19 protein-coding genes are annotated in these 20,280 nt (G+C 66.3%); 15 read left to right on the top strand and 4 right to left on the bottom strand.

The features are described 5' to 3' along the window. Window positions 1-44 precede the first annotated feature (44 nt). The 4 genes from purH (at window position 45) to IX761_RS14650 (ending at window position 6,827) form a co-directional block, all read left to right on the top strand. Window positions 45-1,652, top strand: coding sequence for a bifunctional phosphoribosylaminoimidazolecarboxamide formyltransferase/IMP cyclohydrolase (gene purH / locus IX761_RS14665; protein ID WP_194790287.1), 1,608 nt, complete (start codon window positions 45-47; stop codon window positions 1,650-1,652). Between the two features lie 186 nt (window positions 1,653-1,838). Next, complete coding sequence (purD, locus tag IX761_RS14660) at window positions 1,839-3,134, top strand: phosphoribosylamine--glycine ligase (protein ID WP_194790286.1); 1,296 nt, start codon at window positions 1,839-1,841, stop codon at window positions 3,132-3,134. A 136-nt stretch (window positions 3,135-3,270) separates the two neighbouring features. After that, entirely contained in the window at window positions 3,271-6,036 is a 2,766-nt protein-coding gene (locus IX761_RS14655; protein WP_194790285.1) for a hybrid sensor histidine kinase/response regulator, read from the top strand. Window positions 6,037-6,230: 194 nt separating this feature from the next. Further along, window positions 6,231-6,827, top strand: a complete 597-nt coding sequence (locus tag IX761_RS14650; protein WP_194790284.1) for a MarC family protein — start codon at window positions 6,231-6,233, stop codon at window positions 6,825-6,827. A 12-nt stretch (window positions 6,828-6,839) separates the two neighbouring features. Here the strand turns inward: IX761_RS14650 and cobJ are convergent, their stop codons facing one another. The 4 genes from cobJ to cobG are packed head-to-tail and all read right to left on the bottom strand — an operon-like array spanning window position 6,840 to window position 11,200. Beyond that, the gene (gene cobJ / locus IX761_RS14645; protein ID WP_416366787.1) at window positions 6,840-8,540 is read right to left on the bottom strand and encodes a precorrin-3B C(17)-methyltransferase; all 1,701 of its coding nucleotides are present in this window, start codon (window positions 8,538-8,540) and stop codon (window positions 6,840-6,842) included. Continuing rightward, window positions 8,528-9,262, bottom strand: a complete 735-nt coding sequence (locus IX761_RS14640; protein ID WP_194790283.1) for a precorrin-2 C(20)-methyltransferase — start codon at window positions 9,260-9,262, stop codon at window positions 8,528-8,530. The genes cobJ and IX761_RS14640 overlap by 13 nt, the downstream gene beginning before the upstream one ends. Then, window positions 9,259-9,885, bottom strand: a complete 627-nt coding sequence (locus IX761_RS14635; protein WP_153785772.1) for a precorrin-8X methylmutase — start codon at window positions 9,883-9,885, stop codon at window positions 9,259-9,261. Before IX761_RS14635 ends, IX761_RS14640 begins: the two co-directional genes overlap by 4 nt. Further along, window positions 9,878-11,200 (bottom strand): precorrin-3B synthase, encoded by a 1,323-nt coding sequence (cobG, locus tag IX761_RS14630; RefSeq protein ID WP_194790282.1) that lies wholly within the window; start codon window positions 11,198-11,200, stop codon window positions 9,878-9,880. Before cobG ends, IX761_RS14635 begins: the two co-directional genes overlap by 8 nt. 214 nt (window positions 11,201-11,414) lie before the next feature. Here cobG and cbiE point away from each other — a divergent pair, with 214 nt between their 5' ends. The 11 genes from cbiE to IX761_RS14575 all read left to right on the top strand — a co-directional run bounded on the left by cbiE (window position 11,415) and on the right by IX761_RS14575 (window position 20,265). Next, the gene (cbiE, locus tag IX761_RS14625) at window positions 11,415-12,626 is read left to right on the top strand and encodes a precorrin-6y C5,15-methyltransferase (decarboxylating) subunit CbiE (protein ID WP_194790281.1); all 1,212 of its coding nucleotides are present in this window, start codon (window positions 11,415-11,417) and stop codon (window positions 12,624-12,626) included. Beyond that, a complete protein-coding gene (locus IX761_RS14620; RefSeq protein ID WP_194790280.1) occupies window positions 12,619-13,713 on the top strand; it encodes a cobalt-precorrin-5B (C(1))-methyltransferase in 1,095 nt (364 codons plus the stop codon). The genes cbiE and IX761_RS14620 overlap by 8 nt, the downstream gene beginning before the upstream one ends. Beyond that, window positions 13,710-14,438, top strand: a complete 729-nt coding sequence (locus IX761_RS14615; RefSeq protein WP_194790279.1) for a cobalt-precorrin-6A reductase — start codon at window positions 13,710-13,712, stop codon at window positions 14,436-14,438. The genes IX761_RS14620 and IX761_RS14615 overlap by 4 nt, the downstream gene beginning before the upstream one ends. Before the next feature lie 85 nt (window positions 14,439-14,523). Beyond that, window positions 14,524-14,754: a type II toxin-antitoxin system VapB family antitoxin gene (vapB, locus tag IX761_RS14610; RefSeq protein WP_194790278.1), complete on the top strand. Its 231-nt coding sequence runs from the start codon at window positions 14,524-14,526 to the stop codon at window positions 14,752-14,754. Further along, entirely contained in the window at window positions 14,754-15,164 is a 411-nt protein-coding gene (gene vapC / locus IX761_RS14605; protein ID WP_194790277.1) for a type II toxin-antitoxin system tRNA(fMet)-specific endonuclease VapC, read from the top strand. Before vapB ends, vapC begins: the two co-directional genes overlap by 1 nt. Window positions 15,165-15,242: 78 nt before the next feature. Continuing rightward, window positions 15,243-15,680, top strand: a complete 438-nt coding sequence (locus IX761_RS14600) for an NfeD family protein (protein WP_194790276.1) — start codon at window positions 15,243-15,245, stop codon at window positions 15,678-15,680. 27 nt (window positions 15,681-15,707) lie between these two features. After that, window positions 15,708-16,562 carry an SPFH domain-containing protein gene (locus tag IX761_RS14595; protein ID WP_194790275.1) on the top strand — a complete coding sequence of 285 codons (855 nt, stop codon included), beginning with the start codon at window positions 15,708-15,710 and terminating at the stop codon, window positions 16,560-16,562. A gap of 198 nt (window positions 16,563-16,760) precedes the next feature. Beyond that, window positions 16,761-17,150: a DUF2946 domain-containing protein gene (locus IX761_RS14590; protein ID WP_194790274.1), complete on the top strand. Its 390-nt coding sequence runs from the start codon at window positions 16,761-16,763 to the stop codon at window positions 17,148-17,150. 47 nt (window positions 17,151-17,197) lie between these two features. Next, on the top strand, window positions 17,198-17,680 hold the full coding sequence (locus tag IX761_RS14585) for a copper chaperone PCu(A)C (RefSeq protein ID WP_194790273.1): 483 nt from the start codon (window positions 17,198-17,200) through the stop codon (window positions 17,678-17,680). Between the two features lie 20 nt (window positions 17,681-17,700). Next, a complete protein-coding gene (locus tag IX761_RS14580; RefSeq protein WP_194790272.1) occupies window positions 17,701-18,132 on the top strand; it encodes a DUF2946 domain-containing protein in 432 nt (143 codons plus the stop codon). A 66-nt stretch (window positions 18,133-18,198) separates the two neighbouring features. Then, a complete protein-coding gene (locus tag IX761_RS14575) occupies window positions 18,199-20,265 on the top strand; it encodes a TonB-dependent copper receptor (RefSeq protein WP_194790271.1) in 2,067 nt (688 codons plus the stop codon). Window positions 20,266-20,280 lie beyond the last annotated feature (15 nt).

The raw sequence follows: 20,280 nt of genomic DNA, 5'->3' as shown, positions 1-20,280 counted from the left end.
AAAGAGGCGCCTTTTTTTGACTTCACCGCGTTATGGAATCTGAAATGACCGACCAGACTACCCGCCTGCCGATCCGCCGCGCTTTGATCAGCGTCTCCGACAAGACCGGGATCCTCGAGTTTGCCCGTGAGCTGCAGCAGCTCGGTGTCGAGATCCTGTCCACCGGCGGCACCTACAAGCTGCTCAAGGACAACGGCGTAAACGCGGTGGAAGTGGCCGACTACACCGGCTTCGCCGAAATGATGGACGGCCGGGTCAAGACCCTGCACCCGAAGATCCACGGCGGCATTCTCGGCCGTCGTGGTACCGACGACGCCATCATGAACGAGCACGGCATCAAGCCGATCGACCTGGTCGCGGTCAACCTGTACCCGTTCGAAGCCACCATCAGCAAGCCAGGCTGCGACCTGCCGACCGCCATCGAGAACATCGACATCGGCGGCCCGACCATGGTCCGTTCGGCAGCGAAAAACCATAAAGACGTGGCCATCGTGGTCAACGCCAGCGACTACGCCGGCATCGTCGAAGGCCTCAAGGCCGGCGGCCTGACCTATGCCCAGCGCTTCGACCTGATGCTCAAGGCGTTCGAGCACACCGCCGCCTACGACGGCATGATCGCCAACTACATGGGCACCATCGACCAGGCCAAGGACACCCTGTCCACCGAAGACCGCAGCGAGTTCCCGCGCACCTTCAACAGCCAGTTCGTCAAGGCCCAGGAAATGCGCTACGGCGAGAACCCGCACCAGAGCGCGGCGTTCTACGTGGAAGCCAAGAAAGGCGAAGCCAGCATCTCCACCGCCATTCAGCTGCAGGGCAAGGAGCTGTCGTTCAACAACGTGGCCGACACCGACGCCGCGCTGGAGTGCGTGAAGAGCTTCGTCAAGCCGGCCTGCGTCATCGTCAAGCACGCCAACCCATGCGGCGTCGCAGTTGTACCGGAAGATGAAGGCGGCATCCGCAAGGCTTACGACCTGGCCTACGCCACCGACACCGAATCCGCCTTCGGCGGCATCATCGCCTTCAACCGCGAGCTGGATGGCGAGACCGCACAAGCCATCGTCGACCGCCAGTTCGTCGAAGTGATCATCGCCCCGAAAATCTCCCAGGCTGCCCGCGACGTCGTGGCCGCCAAGCAGAACGTGCGTCTGCTGGAGTGCGGCGAGTGGCCAGCCGAGCGCACCGCCGGTTGGGACTTCAAGCGTGTCAACGGTGGCCTGCTGGTGCAGAGCCGCGATATCGGCATGATCACCGCCGATGACCTGAAGATCGTCACCAAGCGCGCGCCGACCGAGCAGGAAATCCACGACCTGGTGTTCGCCTGGAAAGTGGCCAAGTTCGTCAAGTCCAACGCCATCGTCTACGCCAAGCAGCGCCAGACCATCGGTGTCGGCGCCGGCCAGATGAGCCGCGTCAACTCCGCGCGCATTGCTGCCATCAAGGCCGAGCATGCTGGCCTGCAGGTACAGGGCGCAGTCATGGCCTCGGATGCGTTCTTCCCGTTCCGTGACGGCATCGACAACGCGGCTAAAGTGGGTATCAGCGCGGTTATCCAGCCGGGTGGCTCGATGCGTGATGCCGAAGTCATCGCCGCTGCCGACGAGGCCGGTATCGCGATGGTGTTCACCGGCATGCGCCACTTCCGCCACTAATCAGATACCAGGCTGATCGCCGACCCCGAGTAGGAGCGGCCTTGCGTCGCGAAAGGGCTGCAAAGCAGCCCCAGGATTCAAGCTTCAACACAGAAATCCCGGGACCGCTCTGCGGTCCTTTCGCGACACAAGGCCGCTCCTACAGGGGAACGGGATCGCCGCAAAACAGATTTCGAGGTTTCTTACATGAAAGTTTTGATCATCGGCAGCGGCGGCCGTGAGCACGCCCTGGCCTGGAAAGTCGCCCAGGACCCACGCGTCGAGAAAGTCTTCGTCGCCCCTGGCAACGCCGGCACCGCCACAGAAGCCAAGTGCGAGAACGTCGCCATCGAGGTCACCGCCCTCGAGCAACTGGCCGACTTCGCCGAGAAAAACGTCGACCTGACCATCGTCGGCCCCGAGGCTCCGCTGGTCATCGGCGTGGTCGACCTGTTCCGCAGCCGTGGCCTGGACTGCTTCGGCCCGACCAAGGGCGCCGCCCAGCTGGAAGGCTCCAAGGCGTTCACCAAGGACTTCCTGGCCCGCCACAAGATCCCGACCGCCGACTACCAGAACTTCACCGAGATCGAGCCGGCACTGGCTTATCTGCGTGAAAAAGGCGCCCCCATCGTGATCAAGGCCGACGGCCTGGCCGCCGGTAAAGGCGTGATCGTCGCCATGACCCTGCAGGAAGCCGAAGACGCCGTGCGCGACATGCTCGCTGGCAACGCCTTCGGTGAAGCCGGTTCGCGCGTGGTCATCGAAGAATTCCTCGACGGCGAGGAAGCCAGCTTCATCGTCATGGTCGACGGCCACAACGTGCTGCCCATGGCCACCAGCCAGGACCACAAGCGCGTCGGCGATAAAGACACCGGCCCGAACACCGGCGGCATGGGTGCCTACTCCCCTGCCCCGGTAGTGACCGCCGAGGTGCATCAGCGCGTGATGGACCAGGTGATCTGGCCGACCGTGCGCGGCATGTCCGAGGAAGGCAACGTCTACACCGGCTTCCTCTACGCCGGCCTGATGATCGACAAGGCGGGCAACCCCAAGGTCATCGAGTTCAACTGCCGCTTCGGCGACCCCGAGACCCAGCCCGTCATGCTGCGCCTGGAGTCGAGCCTGGTGCTGCTGATCGAAGCCGCGTTCGCCAAGGCCCTGGACAAGGTCGAAGCGCAATGGGACCCGCGCCCGAGCCTGGGTGTGGTGCTGGCGGCCGGTGGCTACCCGGGCGACTACGCCAAAGGTGAGGTCATCAGCGGCCTGGACGCTGCCGCCAAGCTCGAAGGCAAGGTGTTCCACGCGGGTACATCGCTCAAGGATGGCCAGGTCGTGACCAACGGCGGCCGCGTGCTGTGCGCCACCGCGATGGGCAACACCGTGGCCGACGCCCAGCAGCAAGCGTACCGCCTGGCCAAGGAAGTGGCCTGGAACGCAAGCTTCTACCGTACCGACATCGGCTACCGGGCCATCGCCCGCGAGCGCGGTGAACACCAGCAGTAATGCCCAGGCCAATGGCCACGGTGCCCCGTGCCCGTGGCCTTCGCCTCGTCGACAAGGCCCCACAGGGGCCTTGCCTTCGCCTTGGCACGCCGCGCATAGTTGCTATCCGGCACATTAGCTCAGAAGGGATTTCGTCGTGCGTCGGCTTCGGATTGCCACAGCCCTGATCGTCAGCCTGCTGACCCTGCTCTGCCTGCTTCCTGCCATGGCGCAAGAGGTGGGTGGCTGGTCCATGCTGCTCGATGAACAGGCCAATCTGCAGCTATCGGACGTACGCTCCGACCGTTATCGCAACCAGTTCAGCCCTTTGGCACTCGATGAACTGGATGCCGCCCTTCCCGACCAGGCCTTGTGGCTGCACTACCGCCTGGAGCCCGGCGAGCAGGAACAACTGCTGCGCATCTTCGCCCCCGACCTGTCCCGCCTCGACCTCTACGCGCTGGACAACGGCAAGCTGCTGCGCCAGCTGCACCACGGCCGCCAGGGCGAGAACATGGGCGCGTCGCTGCATGGTAGCGATCATGTGCTGCCCCTGCCACGCAGCAACCAGGCGGTGGATGTCTACCTGCGCCTGGTCTCGGAGCACCAGTTGCGCCCAGCCATCAGCCTCGAGCCCGCCGCGCAGGCCGCCGCCGACCAGCGCCAGCCGCTGCTGTTCGGTTTGCTGTTCGGTGGCCTGGTGATGCTGATCCTGCACAACCTGATCCGCTTTGCCTACACCCGTTCCAGCACCACCCTGGTGCTGGCGCTCTACCACGCCCTGATGCTGTTGAGCGCATTGATCCTGCTCAACCTCAGCGGCCCGTGGTGGCACCTGTGGTACAGCGCCCAGACCCCAGCCGCCTACCTGACCCTGGTACTGGCGGGGCTCGCCGGCCTGTACTTCACCCTGCACTTCTTCGCCCCCTGCAGCTCGGCGCGGCTGAACCGCCTGCTGCACACCGAGATGCTGGTGGCCACGGTCAGCGGCCTGGTGCTGCTGTTCGTCGACACCCTGCCACTGAACCTGATGACCTACGCCCTGCTGGCGCTGGGCAGCCTGAGCATGCTGCTGATCAGCAGCTACCACTGGTACAAGGGCTACACACCGGCGCGGCTGTTCACCCTGGCCATGCTGGTGTTCAACCTCGGCGGCCTGGTGCTGCTGCCGGCCCTGCTAGGCCTCACCCGTACCTCGGTACCCTGGCTGCTGTGCATCCTGATGGTCCTGACGGTGGTCAGCGGGCTGCTGCTCAACTTGGCGGTCAGCGAGCGCCTGCGGCGCATCAGCGAAGAGCGTTTCCGCGCCAGCCGCGCCCTGGCCGCCAGCGACGCCGAGATCAACGCCAAGGCCGAGTTCCTGGCCAAGATCAGCCACGAGATCCGCACCCCCATGAACGGTGTGCTGGGCATGACCGAGCTGCTGCTGGGCACACCGCTGTCGGTCAAGCAGCGCGACTACGTGCAGACCATCCACAGCGCCGGCAACGAACTGCTCACCCTGATCAACGAGATCCTCGACATTTCCAAGCTCGAGTCGCGGCAGATCGAGCTGGACGACGTGCAGTTCGACCTCAACGCGCTGATCGAGGACTGCCTGAACATCTTCCGGGCCAAGGCCGAGCAACAGAACATCGAGCTGATCAGCTTCACCCAGCCGCAGGTGCCGCGGGTGATCAGCGGCGACCCGACACGCCTGCGCCAGGCCCTGTCGAGCCTGCTCGACAATGCCCTGAAGAACACCGACCAGGGCGAGATCCTGCTGGTGGTGGCCCTCGACCAGCGCGGCGACACGCCACGCCTGCGCATCGCCGTGCAGGACAGCGGCGAACCCATGCCGCCCGCCGAACGCGACGCCCTGCTGCAAGCCGAGCTGCACAGCCGTCACTTCCTCTCCAGCAACAAGCTCGGCGGCCACCTCGGGCTGGTGATCGCCAAGCAGCTGATCGGCCTGATGCAGGGCGAGTTCGGCATCAAGACCAGCACCAGCATGGGCAACACCCTGTGGCTGACGCTGCCGCTGGACCCACAACGCCTGGAGCAACCGCCCGCCGACCTCGACGGCCCGTTGCGCGATGCGCGCGTGCTGGTGGTCGACGACAACGACACCTGCCGCAAGGTGCTGGTACAGCAGTGCAGCGCCTGGGGCATGAACGTCAGCGCGGTGCCGTCCGGCAAGGAAGCGCTGGCGCTGCTGCGCACCAAGGCGCACCTGCGCGACTACTTCGACGTGGTCCTGCTCGACCAGAACATGCCCGGCATGACCGGCATGCAACTGGCGGCGAAGATCAAGGAAGACCCAAGCCTGAACCACGACATCCTGGTGGTGATGCTCACTGGCATCAGCAATGCCCCCAGCAAGGTCATCGCCCGCAATGCCGGGGTAAAGCGCATCCTCGCCAAGCCCGTGGCCGGCTACACGCTCAAGACCACGCTGGCCGAAGAGCTGGCCCTGCGCGGTCGCGAGCAGGCCATGGCGCCCCTGCCGATGGGTACCCCGCAACCGCTGGACCTGCCCGGCGATTTCCGCATCCTGGTGGCCGAGGACAACAGCATCTCCACCAAGGTAATCCGCGGCATGCTCGGCAAGCTCAACCTCGAGCCGGACACCGCCAGCAACGGCGAAGAAGCCCTGCAAGCGATGAAAGCCAAGCGCTACGACCTGGTGCTGATGGACTGCGAGATGCCGGTGCTCGACGGTTTCTCCGCCACCCAGCAGCTGCGTGCCTGGGAAGCCACCCACCAGCGCCCGCGCACCCCGGTGGTGGCCCTGACCGCGCACATCCTCGCCGAGCACAAGGAGCGCGCGCGCCTGGCCGGCATGGACGGGCACATGGCCAAGCCGGTTGAGCTGTCGCAGCTGCGCGAATTGATCCAGTTCTGGGCAGGGCAACGGCAGGTGGTGACCGCCCCCCTGGAGTGAGCCGGCACAGGCAGCGCTGGCCCCTGTAGGAGCGGCCTTGTGTCGCGAATGGGCTGCAAAGCAGCCCCAGCAATTTCACATGATTACCGAGAATTTGAGGCCGCTTCGCAGCCCTTTCCGGCCGCCCCGGCAAGGCCGCCCCCACAAAATCCGTGCTATACAGTTGCCACTCTACCCCGCCGCGGACCCACCCCATGCTCCATGAGTTGTTCAGCGTCTACCTGAAAATGCTCGTGCTCTACAGCCCGTTCTTCGTGCTGTCGTGCTTCATCAGCCTGACCCGCGGCCACTCCAGCAAAGAGCGCAAACAGCTGGCCTGGCGCGTGGCCATCGCCACCCTGATCGCCAGCGTGCTGCTGTACCTGTTCGGGCGGGTGATCTTCGGCGTATTCGGCATCACCGCCGATGCTTTCCGCATCGGCGCAGGTTCGGTGCTGTTCATCTCGGCGCTGGCCATGGCCCAAGGCAAGTCAGCGATCCAGACCGACAACGTGCAGCAGGACGTGACCATCGTGCCGCTGACCATCCCACTGACCGTAGGCCCCGGCACCATCGGTGCGCTGCTGGTGATGGGCGTGGGCCAACCGCACTGGGACGACAAGGCGCTGGCGATCGTCAGCATCGCCTTGGCCAGCTTCACCGTGGGCCTGGTGCTGTACCTCTCGCACCGCATCGAACGCCTGCTGGGCGACCAGGGCCTGCAAATCGTCAGCCGGCTGATGGGCCTGTTCGTCTGCGCCCTGGCAGCGCAGATCATCTTCACCGGGATCAAGGGCTACATGGTGCCCTGACCCCGGTTCGATTCAGGGTTTGGCGGGGTACCAACGCGGGGTGTAGACCCACTGGCTGCCGTCGGCACGCGGGAAGGTGCAGGTGGTCGACGAGCCGACCAGCACCATGGTGCGCATGTCGACCATCTCGGGCACCAGCTCGCCCAACGTCACCGTCCTGAGACTCTGCCCCGGCCGGCCGATATCACGCCCCAGCACCACCGGCGTATGCGCTTCACGATGGCGGCGCACCACTTCCAATGCATGGCCCAGCTGGTGCGGCCGCGACTTGGAGATCGGGTTGTAGAACGCCAGCACCAGGTCGGCCTGGGCCGCCAGGTCGAGGCGCTTCTCGATGATCGACCACGGTTTGAGGTTGTCCGACAGCGACATCACGCAGAAGTCATGGCCCAGCGGTGCACCGGCTTGCGCAGCGGTGGCCAGCGACGCCGAAACACCCGGCAGGATCTCGAGGTCGACCCGCTGCCAGGCCGGGTCGCTGGATTCATGCAGCGCTTCGAGCACCGCCGCGGCCATGGCGAACACGCCCGGGTCGCCCGACGACACCACCACCACCGAGCGCCCCTGGGCCGCCAGCTCGAACGCATGGCGGGCGCGCTGCATCTCTTCGCGGTTGTCGGTGCAGTGCAGCACCTGATCGTCGCGGAACGGGCCGGCCATGCGCACGTAGGTTTCATAGCCCAGAACATCCTGGGCCCGCGCCAGTTCGGCCTTGACCGCCGGCACCATCAACTCGGCGGCGCCAGGGCCCAGGCCGATCACGGCCAGGCGGCCACGGCGGCGGCCCAGACGCGCGCTGTCGACCGGCGTTGCGGCAACCGCCACAGCCAACCCGGCATGGGCTTCGACCCGCGCCTGCGGCAGCATATCGACCAGCATCCGCTCAAGGCTGCTGGCAGCAGGGGCGAAGCGCAGGGCAACGCCGAGCGCCTGAGCAGCCTCATGCAAGGCCGGCTCGGCCATGTCGACTTCGCTCGCCAGCAGGCAGGCCAGCGCCGCTTCGGCGATACCCGCCGCCTGCAAGGCGTCACGCACCTGCCGGGCCAGGTCGGCGCCACCGGCAGCAACCGCCACCGCCACGCAACGCGCGTGGATCACCAGCTCATCCCGGTTGGCCGGGCGCGCGGCACTGCCCACATGCAGGGTGCGTTGCGCGTTGTCGCTGACCGGCAGCTGCGCCTGGTCGAGCCAGGGTGCATGGCCTTCGATGCGCAGCGTTTCACCGGCCAGCAGGTCAGAGACAAAGCGCTTGCCCTGCTCCAGGTCCGCCAGGGCATAGCCCTCGGGCGGGTTGAGCAGGCAGGTGCCAAAGCGCAGTTCACCGCTGGTGGTGATCGCGGCGTTCACGCCCAGCGCCTCGCCGATTTCCCGGGCCATGACATTGACCCCACCCAGCCCACCGAGCAGCGGCACCACGGCACTGCCGTCCTCGGCCACCGCCAGCACCGGCGGCTCACTGCCTTTCTCGTCGAGCAGCGGCGCCAGGGTGCGGATCACGATCCCGGCCGCGCACAGGGCGATGATCGGGGTGTCCTGCCGATACAGCGCCCGCAGGGTGTCGCCGAATGCGCTGTAGTAGCGGTCGGCCCCCTCCACGCGCCCTTGCAGGCCATGGATCACGGCCTGTGGATAACGTTGCTGGATGCGCTGCGCGGTCGCCAGGCTGCCGGGGCCGAGGATGACGATGGCCGGTGCGTTGTTCAGCCCTGCCATTTTTCACCCGGCACGATGATCAGCGAGAAGTACGGTGAGGACTGCGGGTCTACCTCGTCCAGCGGCACGATCTTCTGGTTGGCCATGGTCGCCCGCTCGACGTACAGCGCGCGGCCATCCATCTCCAGTTCGGTGAGCACCTGGCGCACCTTGGGGAAGTTGCGCCCCAGCTTCATGATCACCGCTGCATCAGCATCTGCCAGACGGCGCTTGAGCTCGTCAGCCGGCAGTACGCCGGAGAGCACGGTCAGGGTCTGGTTGCGGTACACCAGCGGCGCGCCCAGTACCGAAGCGCCACCGAGCATCGAACAGACACCCGGGATCACCTGGGCCTCGTAGCGCGAGGCCAGGCGGTCGTGCAGGTACATGTAGGAGCCGTAGAAGAACGGGTCACCCTCGCAGATCACCGCCACATCGCGCCCGGCGTCGAGGTGTTCGGCCACCTGCACACTGGCCTCGTCGTAGAAGTCGCTGATCACCTGCTCGTAGGACAGCGGCGCTGGCAGCGCCTCGGTGGTCACCGGGTACACCAGCGGCAGCAGGGCCTGCTCGGCTTGCAGGTGCGCCTCGATGATGCCGAAGGCGTTGCCACGCTTGCCCTTGGCCACGAAGTACGCCACCACCGGCGCTTCGCGCAGCAGGCGCAGGGCCTTGACCGTGATCAGCTCGGGGTCGCCCGGGCCCACGCCCAGGCCCAGCAGTCGTCCGCGTGCGTGCATCATTCCACCTCCGTGGCGAGGGCATTGACCGCGGCGGCGGCCATGGCGCTACCGCCCAGGCGGCCCTGCATGATCACGAACGGCACACCACGGCTGTCGGCGGCGAGCATGGCCTTGGACTCGGCAGCGCCGACGAAACCGACCGGGAAACCGAGGATCAGCGCAGGCTTGGGGGCACCGGCATCGATCATTTCCAGCAGGTAGAACAGTGCGGTCGGCGCGTTGCCGATCACCACCACGCTGCCTTCCAGATGCGGGCGCCACAACTCCAGGGCCACCGCCGAGCGGGTGTTGCCCTCGGCCTTGGCCAGGTCCGGCACGCTGGGGTCGCGCAGGGTGCAGATCACCGGGTTGTTCGCCGGCAGGCGCGCGCGGGTGATGCCCTCGGCGACCATGTGCGCGTCACACAGGATCGGCGCGCCCTTGGCCAGGGCTTCGCGCCCCGCGGTACCGGCACCTTCGGAGAATTGCAGGCCATCGATGGCCTCGACCATGCCACAGGCATGGATCACCCGCACGGCGAGCTTTTCCAGGTCGGCGGGAATGCGCTCGAGCCGGGCTTCCTCGCGGATGATGCGGAAGGAATTGCGATAGATCTCCTGACCATCGCGGATGTAGTCAATCATCAAGGTGCTCCGTCGGCAGGTCGAGCATGGCGCCTGCTTCTTCTGGGGTGAGGTTGGCGCCGCGCAGCCGGCCGAAACCCGGCAGGCGCGCGTCGCGCAAGTAAAGGTCATAACGGCCCGAGGCGCGGGCCAGCAGGGTGGCCGGGGCGACATGGGCCACGGCGCAGGAACGGGGGCAGGCGGTCAGGTGCACGCTGGCGGGGGCGCCGTGGTGCAGCTGGGCGGCCAAGGTGACGGCATCGGCCTTGGTGTCGGCCTCGGCCTTGGCGCAACCGCTGGCGCCGGTGCAGGCCGTGACGCGGGCCAATGGCACATCGGGGGCGCAGAGCATACCCAGGGCCATTAACTGATCACGGGCCAACTCGATGTGGGCCGGATCGATCGAGGTCAACACCAGGCTTTGCCAAGGGCTTAGCCGCAGGCTGCCGTCGCCCCACTGCCGGGTGATGCGGGCAGCGCCACGCAGCATGGCTGGCGTAAGGCGCCCCAGGGGTGGCGCCACGCCAAGGGCCAGGCCCTGCTGCTGCGCCAGCACACCCAGCCAGGTGCCTGGGACCTTGGTCCGGCGCCAGCTCGACACGGCGGCGTCGCGGCGAATGTCCATGCCGTCGATAAAATGCTCGACGCCACAGGTCGCCAACAACTGACGCATGCGCGATTGCTCGGGCGTGGCAAGGTCAAGGAAGCGTTGCAGTACCGTGCGCACCAGCGCCAACCCCTGCTCGGCCGGCACCGCGCCCACGGCCTGGTCCACCGGGCAACCGGCCAAGCCGAACACCAGCCAATTGCGCTGCTCGAATTGCGTTGCGCTCAGCCACAGGTCATGGGGGTGTTCGAGCATCGCCAGGCCCTCGCCGCCATCGAGCTGCACGGCGAACTTGGCCGACAGCTCATGGAAACGCGGCGTGCCCTCGAGCAGCGCCAGGATCTGCCCGGCCAATGGGCGGGTGTCCAACAGCATGCTGGGGTCAAGCCCCGCCAGCGGGCTGAGCATAAGGTTGCGCACATCGTCGCCAGCCGCCTCGCGTGGGCCCAGGCCCGCCGCCAGCAGGTGCTCGACCAGCCCGCGGTGGTCGTTACCGATGCCGCGGATCTGCAGGTTGCCGCGGTTGGTCGCCTCGATCACCCCACCGGCGAAGCGCTCGGCAGCATCGGCCACAGCTTCGGCCTGGTCGGCCAGTAGCAGGCCGCCGGGCAGCTTGATCCGGCAGATGCCACCGTCGCGCGCGGCGACGATGCGCCACAACCCCGGGCAGGCCGAGGGACGAGGCGAAATTTCGGGGGGCTGGGCCTGCTTCAAAGGGGCATCCGGCAATCGTGAAGGTGCGCTTCAGTGTAGAAGGCGCGGTATTATGCCTGCTTTGTCCGGCGGCATGAAAAACCGGTGGTCGAACGATGATATCCAGGGGCTGCTGCGCAGTCCTTTCGCGGCACAAGGCCGCTCCTACAGGTTGTCGCGGTCCCCTGTAGGAGCGGCCTTGTGCCGCGAAAGGGGCGCACAGCGCCCCCATACGCTCTAAGAGGACACCATGGCCCCCTGGCTCACAGTAGTAGGCATCGGCGAAGACGGCTTCAGCGGCCTGGGCAAGCAGGCCCGACGCGCCCTGCTGGCGGCCACGCACATCGTCGGCAGCCCACGCCAGCTGGCCCTGCTGCCCCATTGCACGCGTGCAGAGCAGATCCTCTGGCCCAGCCCATTCTCACTGGAGCCGGTGCTGGCCCTGCGCGGCCAGCCGGTGTGCGTGCTGGCCAGCGGCGACCCGATGTTCTACGGCGTCGGCGCCAGCCTTACCCGCCAGTTGCCGAGCATCGAGATGCAGGTGCTGCCGATGCCTTCGTCGTGCGCCTTGGCCGCCGCCCGCCTGGGCTGGCCGTTGCAGGATGTGCAGGTAGTGTCGGTGGTCGCCCGTCCGCTGGCCGCGCTCAATGCCCATCTGTTCAGCGGCCTGCACCTGCTGGTGCTGAGCAACGACGAACATAGCCCGGCCGCCATCGCCGCGCTGCTGCGCGAACGTGGTTTCGGTCCCAGCCGTCTGTACGTTTTCGAGCATCTCGGCGGGCCTTTGGAACGCCAATTGAGCGGTACTGCCGAAGACTGGCCGCACACCGACATCGCCACGCTCAACCTGGTGGCCATCGAATGCCTGGCCTGCCCTGGCGCCCAGCGGCTGCCACGGGTAGCCGGCCTGCCCGACGACGCCTTCCGCCACGACGGCCAACTGACCAAGCGCGATGTGCGCGCCATCACCCTGGCCCGCCTGGCCCCACAACCCGGCGAGCTGCTGTGGGACGTAGGCGCCGGCTGCGGCTCGATCGGCATCGAATGGATGCGCGCCCACCCCAGCTGCCGCACCCTGGCTATCGAGGCCGACGAAGGCCGCCAGGGTTTCATCGAACACAACCGTGACGCCTTGGGCGTCCCCGGCTTGCAGTTGATTCGCGGCAAGGCCCCGCAGGCCCTGCACGACCTGGAGCGCCCCGATGCGATCTTCATCGGCGGCGGCGTCACCCGTGAAGGTGTGCTGGCGTTGTGCTGGGAACAGCTGCGGCCCGGTGGGCGGCTGGTGGCCAATGCCGTCACCCTACAAAGCGAAGTGGCCCTGGCGCAGTTCCGCGAGCAGCATGGCGGCGAACTGACCCGCATCCATATCGCCCACACCCAGCCACTGGGCAGCTTCGACACCTGGCGCCAGGCGCTGCCGATCACCTTGCTCGACGTGGTCAAGCCCCTCGATGCGTGAAGAAACCCGCGAACAGCCCGCCCCGCTGCGCAGCGGCCTGACCACCGGCAGCTGCGCCACCGCCACCAGCCTGGCCGCGGCGCGCCTGCTGCTGACCGGCCAGCACCATGATGCGGTGCACATCACCCTGCCCAAGGGCAAGGTGGTGCAGATGCGCCTGGAGTTCTGCCACCTCAAAGGCGATGCCGCCGAAGCCGGCACCCTGAAAGATGCCGGCGACGACCCCGATGTCACCCACGGCGCGCTGCTCTACAGCCAGGTGCGCCTGCTCGCCGAACCCGGCATTCGCTTCGTCGCCGGGCAAGGCGTCGGCACCGTGACCCGTCCAGGGCTGGTGCTGGCCGTGGGTGAGCCGGCGATCAACCCGGTGCCACGGCGCATGATCAGCGAACACTTGCAGCAACTTGCAAACGACTGCGCCTACAGCGGTGGTTTCGAAGTCACGGTCAATGTCCGCGAGGGTGAAGCCCTGGCCCTGAAGACCATGAACCCGCGCCTGGGCATCCTCGGCGGGCTGTCGATCCTCGGCACCAGCGGCATTGTCCGGCCGTTCTCCTGCGCGGCCTACATCGCCTCGATCCATCAAGGCATCGATGTCGCCCACACCAACGGCTACACCCACATCGCCGCCTGCACCGGCAACGCCAGCGAGGACACCATGCGCCGGGTGTACGACCTGCCGGAGATCGCCCTGATCGAGATGGGCGACTTCGTTGGCGCCGTGCTCAAGCACCTGCGCAAGGTGCCGGTGCCGCGCCTGACCTTGTGCGGCGGCTTCGGCAAGATCAGCAAGCTGGCCGCCGGGCACATGGACCTGCACAGCCGCCATTCGAGCATCGACCTGCCACAGTTGGCCGGCTGGGCGGCCGACATTGGCGCCGATGCGGCGCTGCAAGCGGCGATCGTCGGCGCCAATACCAGCCAGCAGGCACTTGCCCTGGCCCATGCGGCGGGTATCGCCCTGGGCGACGAGGTCTGCCGCCATGCGCTGGCTTTCGCCCGCAGCGTGGTGCCGGCCCAGGTGCAGGTGGAAGTGTTCGCCATCGACCGCCAGGGCGGCATCGTCGGCAAGGCGGGTGTGCAATGAACGGGCGCATCCTGCTGCTGGGCGGGGTTACCGAGGCCCTGGCCATCGCCCGCACGCTCGGGCCGCAGCATGTCTACAGCCTTGCTGGCATCGGTCGAGTGCCCCAGGACCTCACCTGTCAGGTGCGGGTTGGCGGCTACGGCGGTGCCGAGGGCCTGGCGCGCTATCTGCGTGAGGAAGGTATCGACCTGCTGATCGACGCCACTCACCCGTATGCCGCGCAGATCAGCCACAACGCCGCACAGGCTGCGGCCATGGCCGGCATTCCTTGTTGGGCGCTGCGGCGCCCGGCCTGGCAGGCGCAAGCGGGGGACGACTGGCGCGAGGTCGAGGGGTGGGCCGAGCTGATCGAAGCTCTCGCGCCTTTCCAGCGCCCGCTGTTCACCCTCGGCCGCGAGCCGCTGCAGCATCTGGACGAGATTCCTTCACAGCAGTTCTGGACCCTGCGCGCCCTTGAAGCCTGCCCAGGCAATGAACGCTGCGAAGTGATTGGTGCACGTGGGCCGTTCCTTATCGATGATGAGCGCACGCTGTTCGAACGTCGGCAGATCGATGTGCTGGTGAGCAAGAACAGCGGCAGTACGGCGACTGAGCCGAAGCTGGAAGTGGCGCGTGAACGGGGGGTGCCGGTGCTGGTGCTCAAGCGGCCGATGCTGCCTGCAGTCGATCTGGAGTTCTCGGACGTGAGTCGACTGCTGGCGGCACTGGAGCTTCCCCGCCACTGAGCCGCCCGCAACGTATATCCCGTTGACATATACTCCATCGCGCATAAACTCCTGTCATACATTCGCGCTTTCAAGGAGGCACATCATGGAGCAAGGTGCAGTCTTCAAAAGCAACCGCAGCCAGGCCATCCGCATGCCTAAAGCACTTGCCCTTCCGGAAGACGTCACCCGCGTGGATATCGTCGCGGTCGGGCGCTCACGCATCATTTCGCCCGCAGGTGAGGCTTGGGACAACTGGTTCGAAGGCGATGACGTGACAGCGGATTACATGGCCAGCCGGGAGCAACCCGCCGACCAGGAGCGCGAAGGATTCTGATGCTCAGGTACATGCTCGATACCAACATCTGCATCTACACCATCAAGAACAAGCCGCAAGTCGTGCGTGAGGCGTTCAACCGCCACTACGGCCAATTGGCGATCAGTACCGTGACACTGATGGAGCTGGTTTACGGCGCAGAAAAGTCAGCAGCCCCAGCACGCAATCTTGCTGTAGTCGAAGGCTTCACTGCCCGGCTCGAGGTACTCGACTACGACACCCTTGGTGCGGCCCATACCGCCCAGTTGCGTGCGGAGCTGGCCAAGGCCGGTACGCCCATTGGCCCTTATGACCAGATGATCGCCGGTCACGCCCGGGCACGTGGCCTGATCCTGGTGACCAACAACCTGCGTGAGTTCCAGCGCGTCCCAGGCCTGCGTGTGGAAGACTGGCTGTCGACTTGCCGCTGACGCCTATGGCCATTCAATGGCCCTGTATCCTGATCTTGCCGTAAACTCACCCCCCCTCTACTGGAAGGCCCCACCCATATGGAAATGCAATGGTGGATCTGGCTCGTCTTCGGCGTGGCCCTGATCCTGCTGGAACTGGTACTCCCCACCTTCTTCATTCTCTGGTTCGGCATCGGCGCCGTGCTGGTGGCGTTCATCGCGCTGCTCGCCCCCAGCCTGCAACTGGATATGCAAGGCCTGCTGTGGGTGGTGTTCTCGTCGATCACCACCGTGCTGTGGTTCAAGGTATTCCGCCGCAAGAAACCGGACGTACGCTGGACCGCCGACAGCGTGATCGGCGAGGTCGGCCTGCTGACCGCCAGCGTCTCGCAGTTCCAGAAAGGCCGCGTGCGCTTCCAGAAGCCGATCCTCGGCAACGAGGAATGGACCTGCATCTCGGACACTGACATCCCCGCCGGCGAGCGTGTGCGCCTGGCCGCCATCGAAGGCAACACCGCCCGGGTCACCCGGGCCTGAACCCGCACTAAAAGGAAGTTCGCAAACATGACCAGCCTCATCGTCGTCGCCACCCTCGCCGTCTTCGTCCTGATCACCGTGTTCAAGGGGGTACGCATCGTGCCCCAGGGCGAGGAATGGATCGTCGAGCGCCTGGGCCGCTACCACAGCACCCTCAAGCCCGGCCTGAACATCGTCATCCCGTACATGGATGTAGTCGCCTACCGCCTGCCGACCAAGGACATCATCCTCGACGTGCAGCAGCAGGAGATCATCACCAAGGACAACGCGGTGATCGTCGCCAACGCCCTGTGCTTCGCCAAGGTCGTGGACCCGCAGAAAGCCTCCTACGGTGTGCAGAACTTCTCGTTCGCCGTCACCAGCCTGACCATGACCTCGCTGCGTGCCATCGTCGGCGCCATGGACCTGGACGAAGCGCTGTCCAGCCGCGAGCAGATCAAGGCACGCCTGCGCGAAGCGATGTCCGAGCAGACCGAAGACTGGGGCGTGACCGTGCGCTCGGTGGAGATCCAGGACATCAAGCCTTCCCCAAGCATGCAAACCGCCATGGAGCGCCAGGCCGCCGCCGAGCGTGAGCGTAAAGCCGACGTGACCCGCGCCGAAGGTAACAAGCAGGCCGCCATCCTCGAAGCCGAGGCGCGCTTGCAGGCGGCCAAGCTGGACGCCGAAGCTCAGGTCAACCTGGCAGAAGCGTCGGCCCGGGCGATCACCCTGGTGAAGGAAGCGGTAGGTAGCGAAACCGTGCCGGCCATGTACCTGCTGGGTGAGCGCTACATTGGCGCGATGGAGAACCTGGCGAGCAGCAACAATTCGAAAGTCGTGGTGCTGCCGGCGGACCTGCAAGAGACCGTGCGCGGCCTGATGGGGCGCGGCAAGGCCTGATATCTGCGTTACCTTCTTCGCGGGCAAGCCCGCTCCCACAGACGACGCAAATCCTGTGGGAGCGGGCTTGCCCGCGAAGAAGCCAACACAGCACTCAAAGGTCTCTGCCACCCCAGGTGCGGCACTTCACCGCACCCCGGCATTTTTACCTATACTCCGCCGTACAATAGCCATCACGATTCCTGACCGGATCTCTCCATGCCCCCACGTCGGCACATCGCCTGGATAGCCTGCCTTGCAGTGCTGTTCAACCTGCTGGCCATGCCGCTGTCCTCCGCCGCGCCCAAGGGCCCGGCCGAACAGCTGCTGTGGGGGGCTTTCTGTTCGAGCATGGCGAACAAGGCCAAGGTCGATGTGCAGGCCCTGGCCAAGATCGACCTCGGCACGCAAAGCGACGACAGCGCCAGCATGATGAACTGCTGGTGCTGCTCGGGCGCCGCGCCCCTGCTGGCCCTGCCCGGCTACCCGCCACAACTGCACAACCCGCCGTTGCTGCTGGCCGGCCACACCGCACTGCTCGCCGACTACCAACCCACGCCGCGCCAGTTATGGCCCGCGCTCAATCCCCGTGCCTCTCCGCTGGCCTGATGTTCACTACGCTGTCCATCAGAACCTGAACAGATCGGAGAGTCTCCATGCTCAAGCAAGCCCTTGTCCTGGCCGCCCTGCTGCTGCCCGGCGCCTACGCCAACGCCCACGAATACAGCGTCGGCGACCTGCACATCGCCCACCCCTGGTCGCTGCAACTGCCGCCGAACGCGCCCAACGTGGCGGCCTACTTCGTCGTGCACAACAATGGCAAGGCCGACGACCGCCTGCTCTCGGTGGACAGCCCCATTACCGACGACGCCCAACTGCACGAGCACGTGATGAGCGGCGCCGGCGCCATGAAGATGCAGCATGTGCAAAGCGTGGTGGTCCCGGCCGGCAAGGACGTGGTGTTCGCCCCCAGCGCCTACCACGTGATGATCATGCAACCCAAGGACCGCAGCCTGCTTACCGACGGCAAGCGCTTCCCGCTGACCCTGCACTTCGAGAAGGCCGGTGACGTCACCGTCGAGGTCGCCGTGCAGAAGCAGCCGCCCGCCGACCAGGCCGGGCACGAACACGCGCACTGACTCTCTGACAGGCGCTCGCCATGAGCCTGCCGCGCAACAGCTCAACCCGCAGCACCCGCCCTGATCGCAGGCGCGTCGGTGGCGGCTGGCTGAGCCTGTTCGCCATGTGGATGATCTTCATCGGCCCACTGGTTTCCCAGTCGATGCCGATGGAGCACCACGCCGGCATGTCCATGAGCATGGACATGCCGATGAGCATGCCCATGGAGCATGGCCACGATCATCACCAGGGCCACGGCAACGATGGCCAGCTGCATGTGATGTGGGAGAAGTGCGGTTACTGCAGCCTGCTGTTCAACTGCCCCGCCCTGCCCCAGACCCTCAGCCCGCTTACGGCGGGCAGCGTACTCCCCCCCGTCCACCTCCCCGTCGCCACGCGCCAGGGCCATGCCCGGCAGGCTGTATTCCCCGGCGCGCGCAGCCGTGCGCCACCCAGCTCGATCGTCGTCTGACCCCCTTTTCAATGCCCGAAGCCAGGAGGCTTCGCGCGGACTCACGACTGATCGACTGGAATCACTATGTCCGGCTGTACCCCTGTTTTTGCCCTTTCCCTGCGCGGGACCATCGCCCTGCTGTGCGGCTCGCTGCTGGCACCGCTGGCCGTGGCCGCCGAAACCGGCCATGAAGGCCACACCCACGACACTGCCGAGCTGAGCCCGACGGTGATCACTGCCATCGCCCCCAGCTCGCCACTGACCGTGGTCACCAACCCCAAGGACCCGCGCCAACCGGTGCCGGCCAGTGACGGCGCCGACTACCTCAAGACCATCCCCGGGTTCTCCGTGATCCGCGCCGGCGGCACCAACGGTGACCCGGTGCTGCGCGGCATGTTCGGCTCGCGCCTGAACATCCTCACCAACGGCGGCATGATGCTCGGCGCCTGCCCCGGCCGCATGGACGCCCCGACCTCGTACATCTCGCCGGAAACCTACGACCGCCTCACCGTGATCAAGGGCCCGCAAAGCGTGATCTGGGGCCCTGGCGGCTCTGCCGGCACCATCCTCTTCGAGCGTGAACCCGAGAAATTCGGCGAGCTCGGCAGCCGGGTCAACGGCAGTGTGCTGGCCGGCTCCAACGGCCGCTTCGACAAGGTGCTCGACGCCGCCGCCGGCAACCAACTCGGCTACGTGCGCTTCGTCGGCAACCAGTCGCATTCCGACGATTTCGAAGATGGCAACGGCGACACAGTGCCCTCGCGCTGGGACAAGTGGAACGGCGACGCCACCGTGGGCTGGACCCCGGACGCCGACACCCTGCTGGAGCTGACCGCCGGCAAGGGCGACGGCGAAGCCCGTTCCGCCGGGCGCGGCATGGACGGCTCGCAGTTCAAGCGCGAAAGCCTCGGCCTGCGCTTTGAAAAATCCAACCTCGGCGAGGTGCTCGACAAGCTCGAGGCCCAGGTCTACTACAACTACGCCGACCACGTGATGGACAACTACACCCTGCGCACCCCGTCGGGCACCGGCATGATGGGCATGCCCATGGTCAGCAACGTCGACCGCCGCACGATGGGCGCACGGATCAAGGCCACCTGGCGCTGGGCCGATGTGCAGCTGATCAGCGGCATCGACGCACAGACCAACGAGCACCGCCAGCGCGGCGGCATGGGCATCGATGCGCACAAGGGCAAACCCTGGACCAAGGACGCCGACTTCCACAACTACGGCGCCTTCGGCGAACTGACCTGGTACGCAACCGGCGAAGACCGACTGATCACCGGCGCACGCCTGGACCGCGCCTCGGCCCGCGACTTCCGCCAGGGCAGCCCAACCCAGGGCGACACCCGCGCCGACACCCTGCCCAGCGGCTTCGTGCGTTACGAACACGACCTGGCGGCGATCCCCGCCACTACCTACATCGGCCTCGGCCACGCCCAGCGCTTTCCGGATTATTGGGAGCTGTTCTCGCCCAAGCTGGCCCCGGCCGGTTCAGTGAACGCCTTCGACGGCATCAAGCCGGAGAAGACCACCCAGCTCGACTTCGGCATCCAGTACCAGGGCGAGCGCCTGGAGGCCTGGGCCTCGGGCTACGTCGGCCAGGTGCGCGACTACATCCTGTTCGACTATCGCCGCAGCATGATGGGTGGCTACACCTCCCAGGCGCAGAACATCGACGCCCGCATCATGGGCGGCGAACTGGGCGCGGCCTACAAACTCACCGAAAACTGGAAGGCCGACGCCACCCTGGCCTACGCCTGGGGCAAGAACAGCAGCGACGGCAAGGCACTGCCGCAAATGCCACCGCTGGAAAGCCGCCTGGGCCTGACCTACAGCCAAGACGCCTGGAGCGTCGGCACGCTGTGGCGGCTGGTGGCCGAGCAGAACCGCATCGCCGAGAACCAGGGCAACGTGGTGGGCAAGGACTACGGCAAGAGCGCCGGCTTTGGCGTGTTCTCGCTCAACGGCGCCTACAAGGTGAACAACAACCTCAAGCTCAGCGCGGGCGTCGACAACCTGTTCGACAAAGCCTACGCCGAGCACCTGAACCTGGCAGGGAATGCCGGGTTCGGCTACCCGGCCAGCAGTAATCAGCCGGTGAACGAGCCAGGCAGGACCTTCTGGACCAAGGTCGATTTCAGCTTCTGATAACAACAAACGGGC

The sequence above is a fragment of the Pseudomonas sp. UFMG81 genome, from assembly GCF_015354575.1.
In the GTDB taxonomy this organism is placed as follows: domain Bacteria; phylum Pseudomonadota; class Gammaproteobacteria; order Pseudomonadales; family Pseudomonadaceae; genus Aquipseudomonas.
This window is presented reverse-complemented; position numbering and strand designations above follow the sequence as displayed.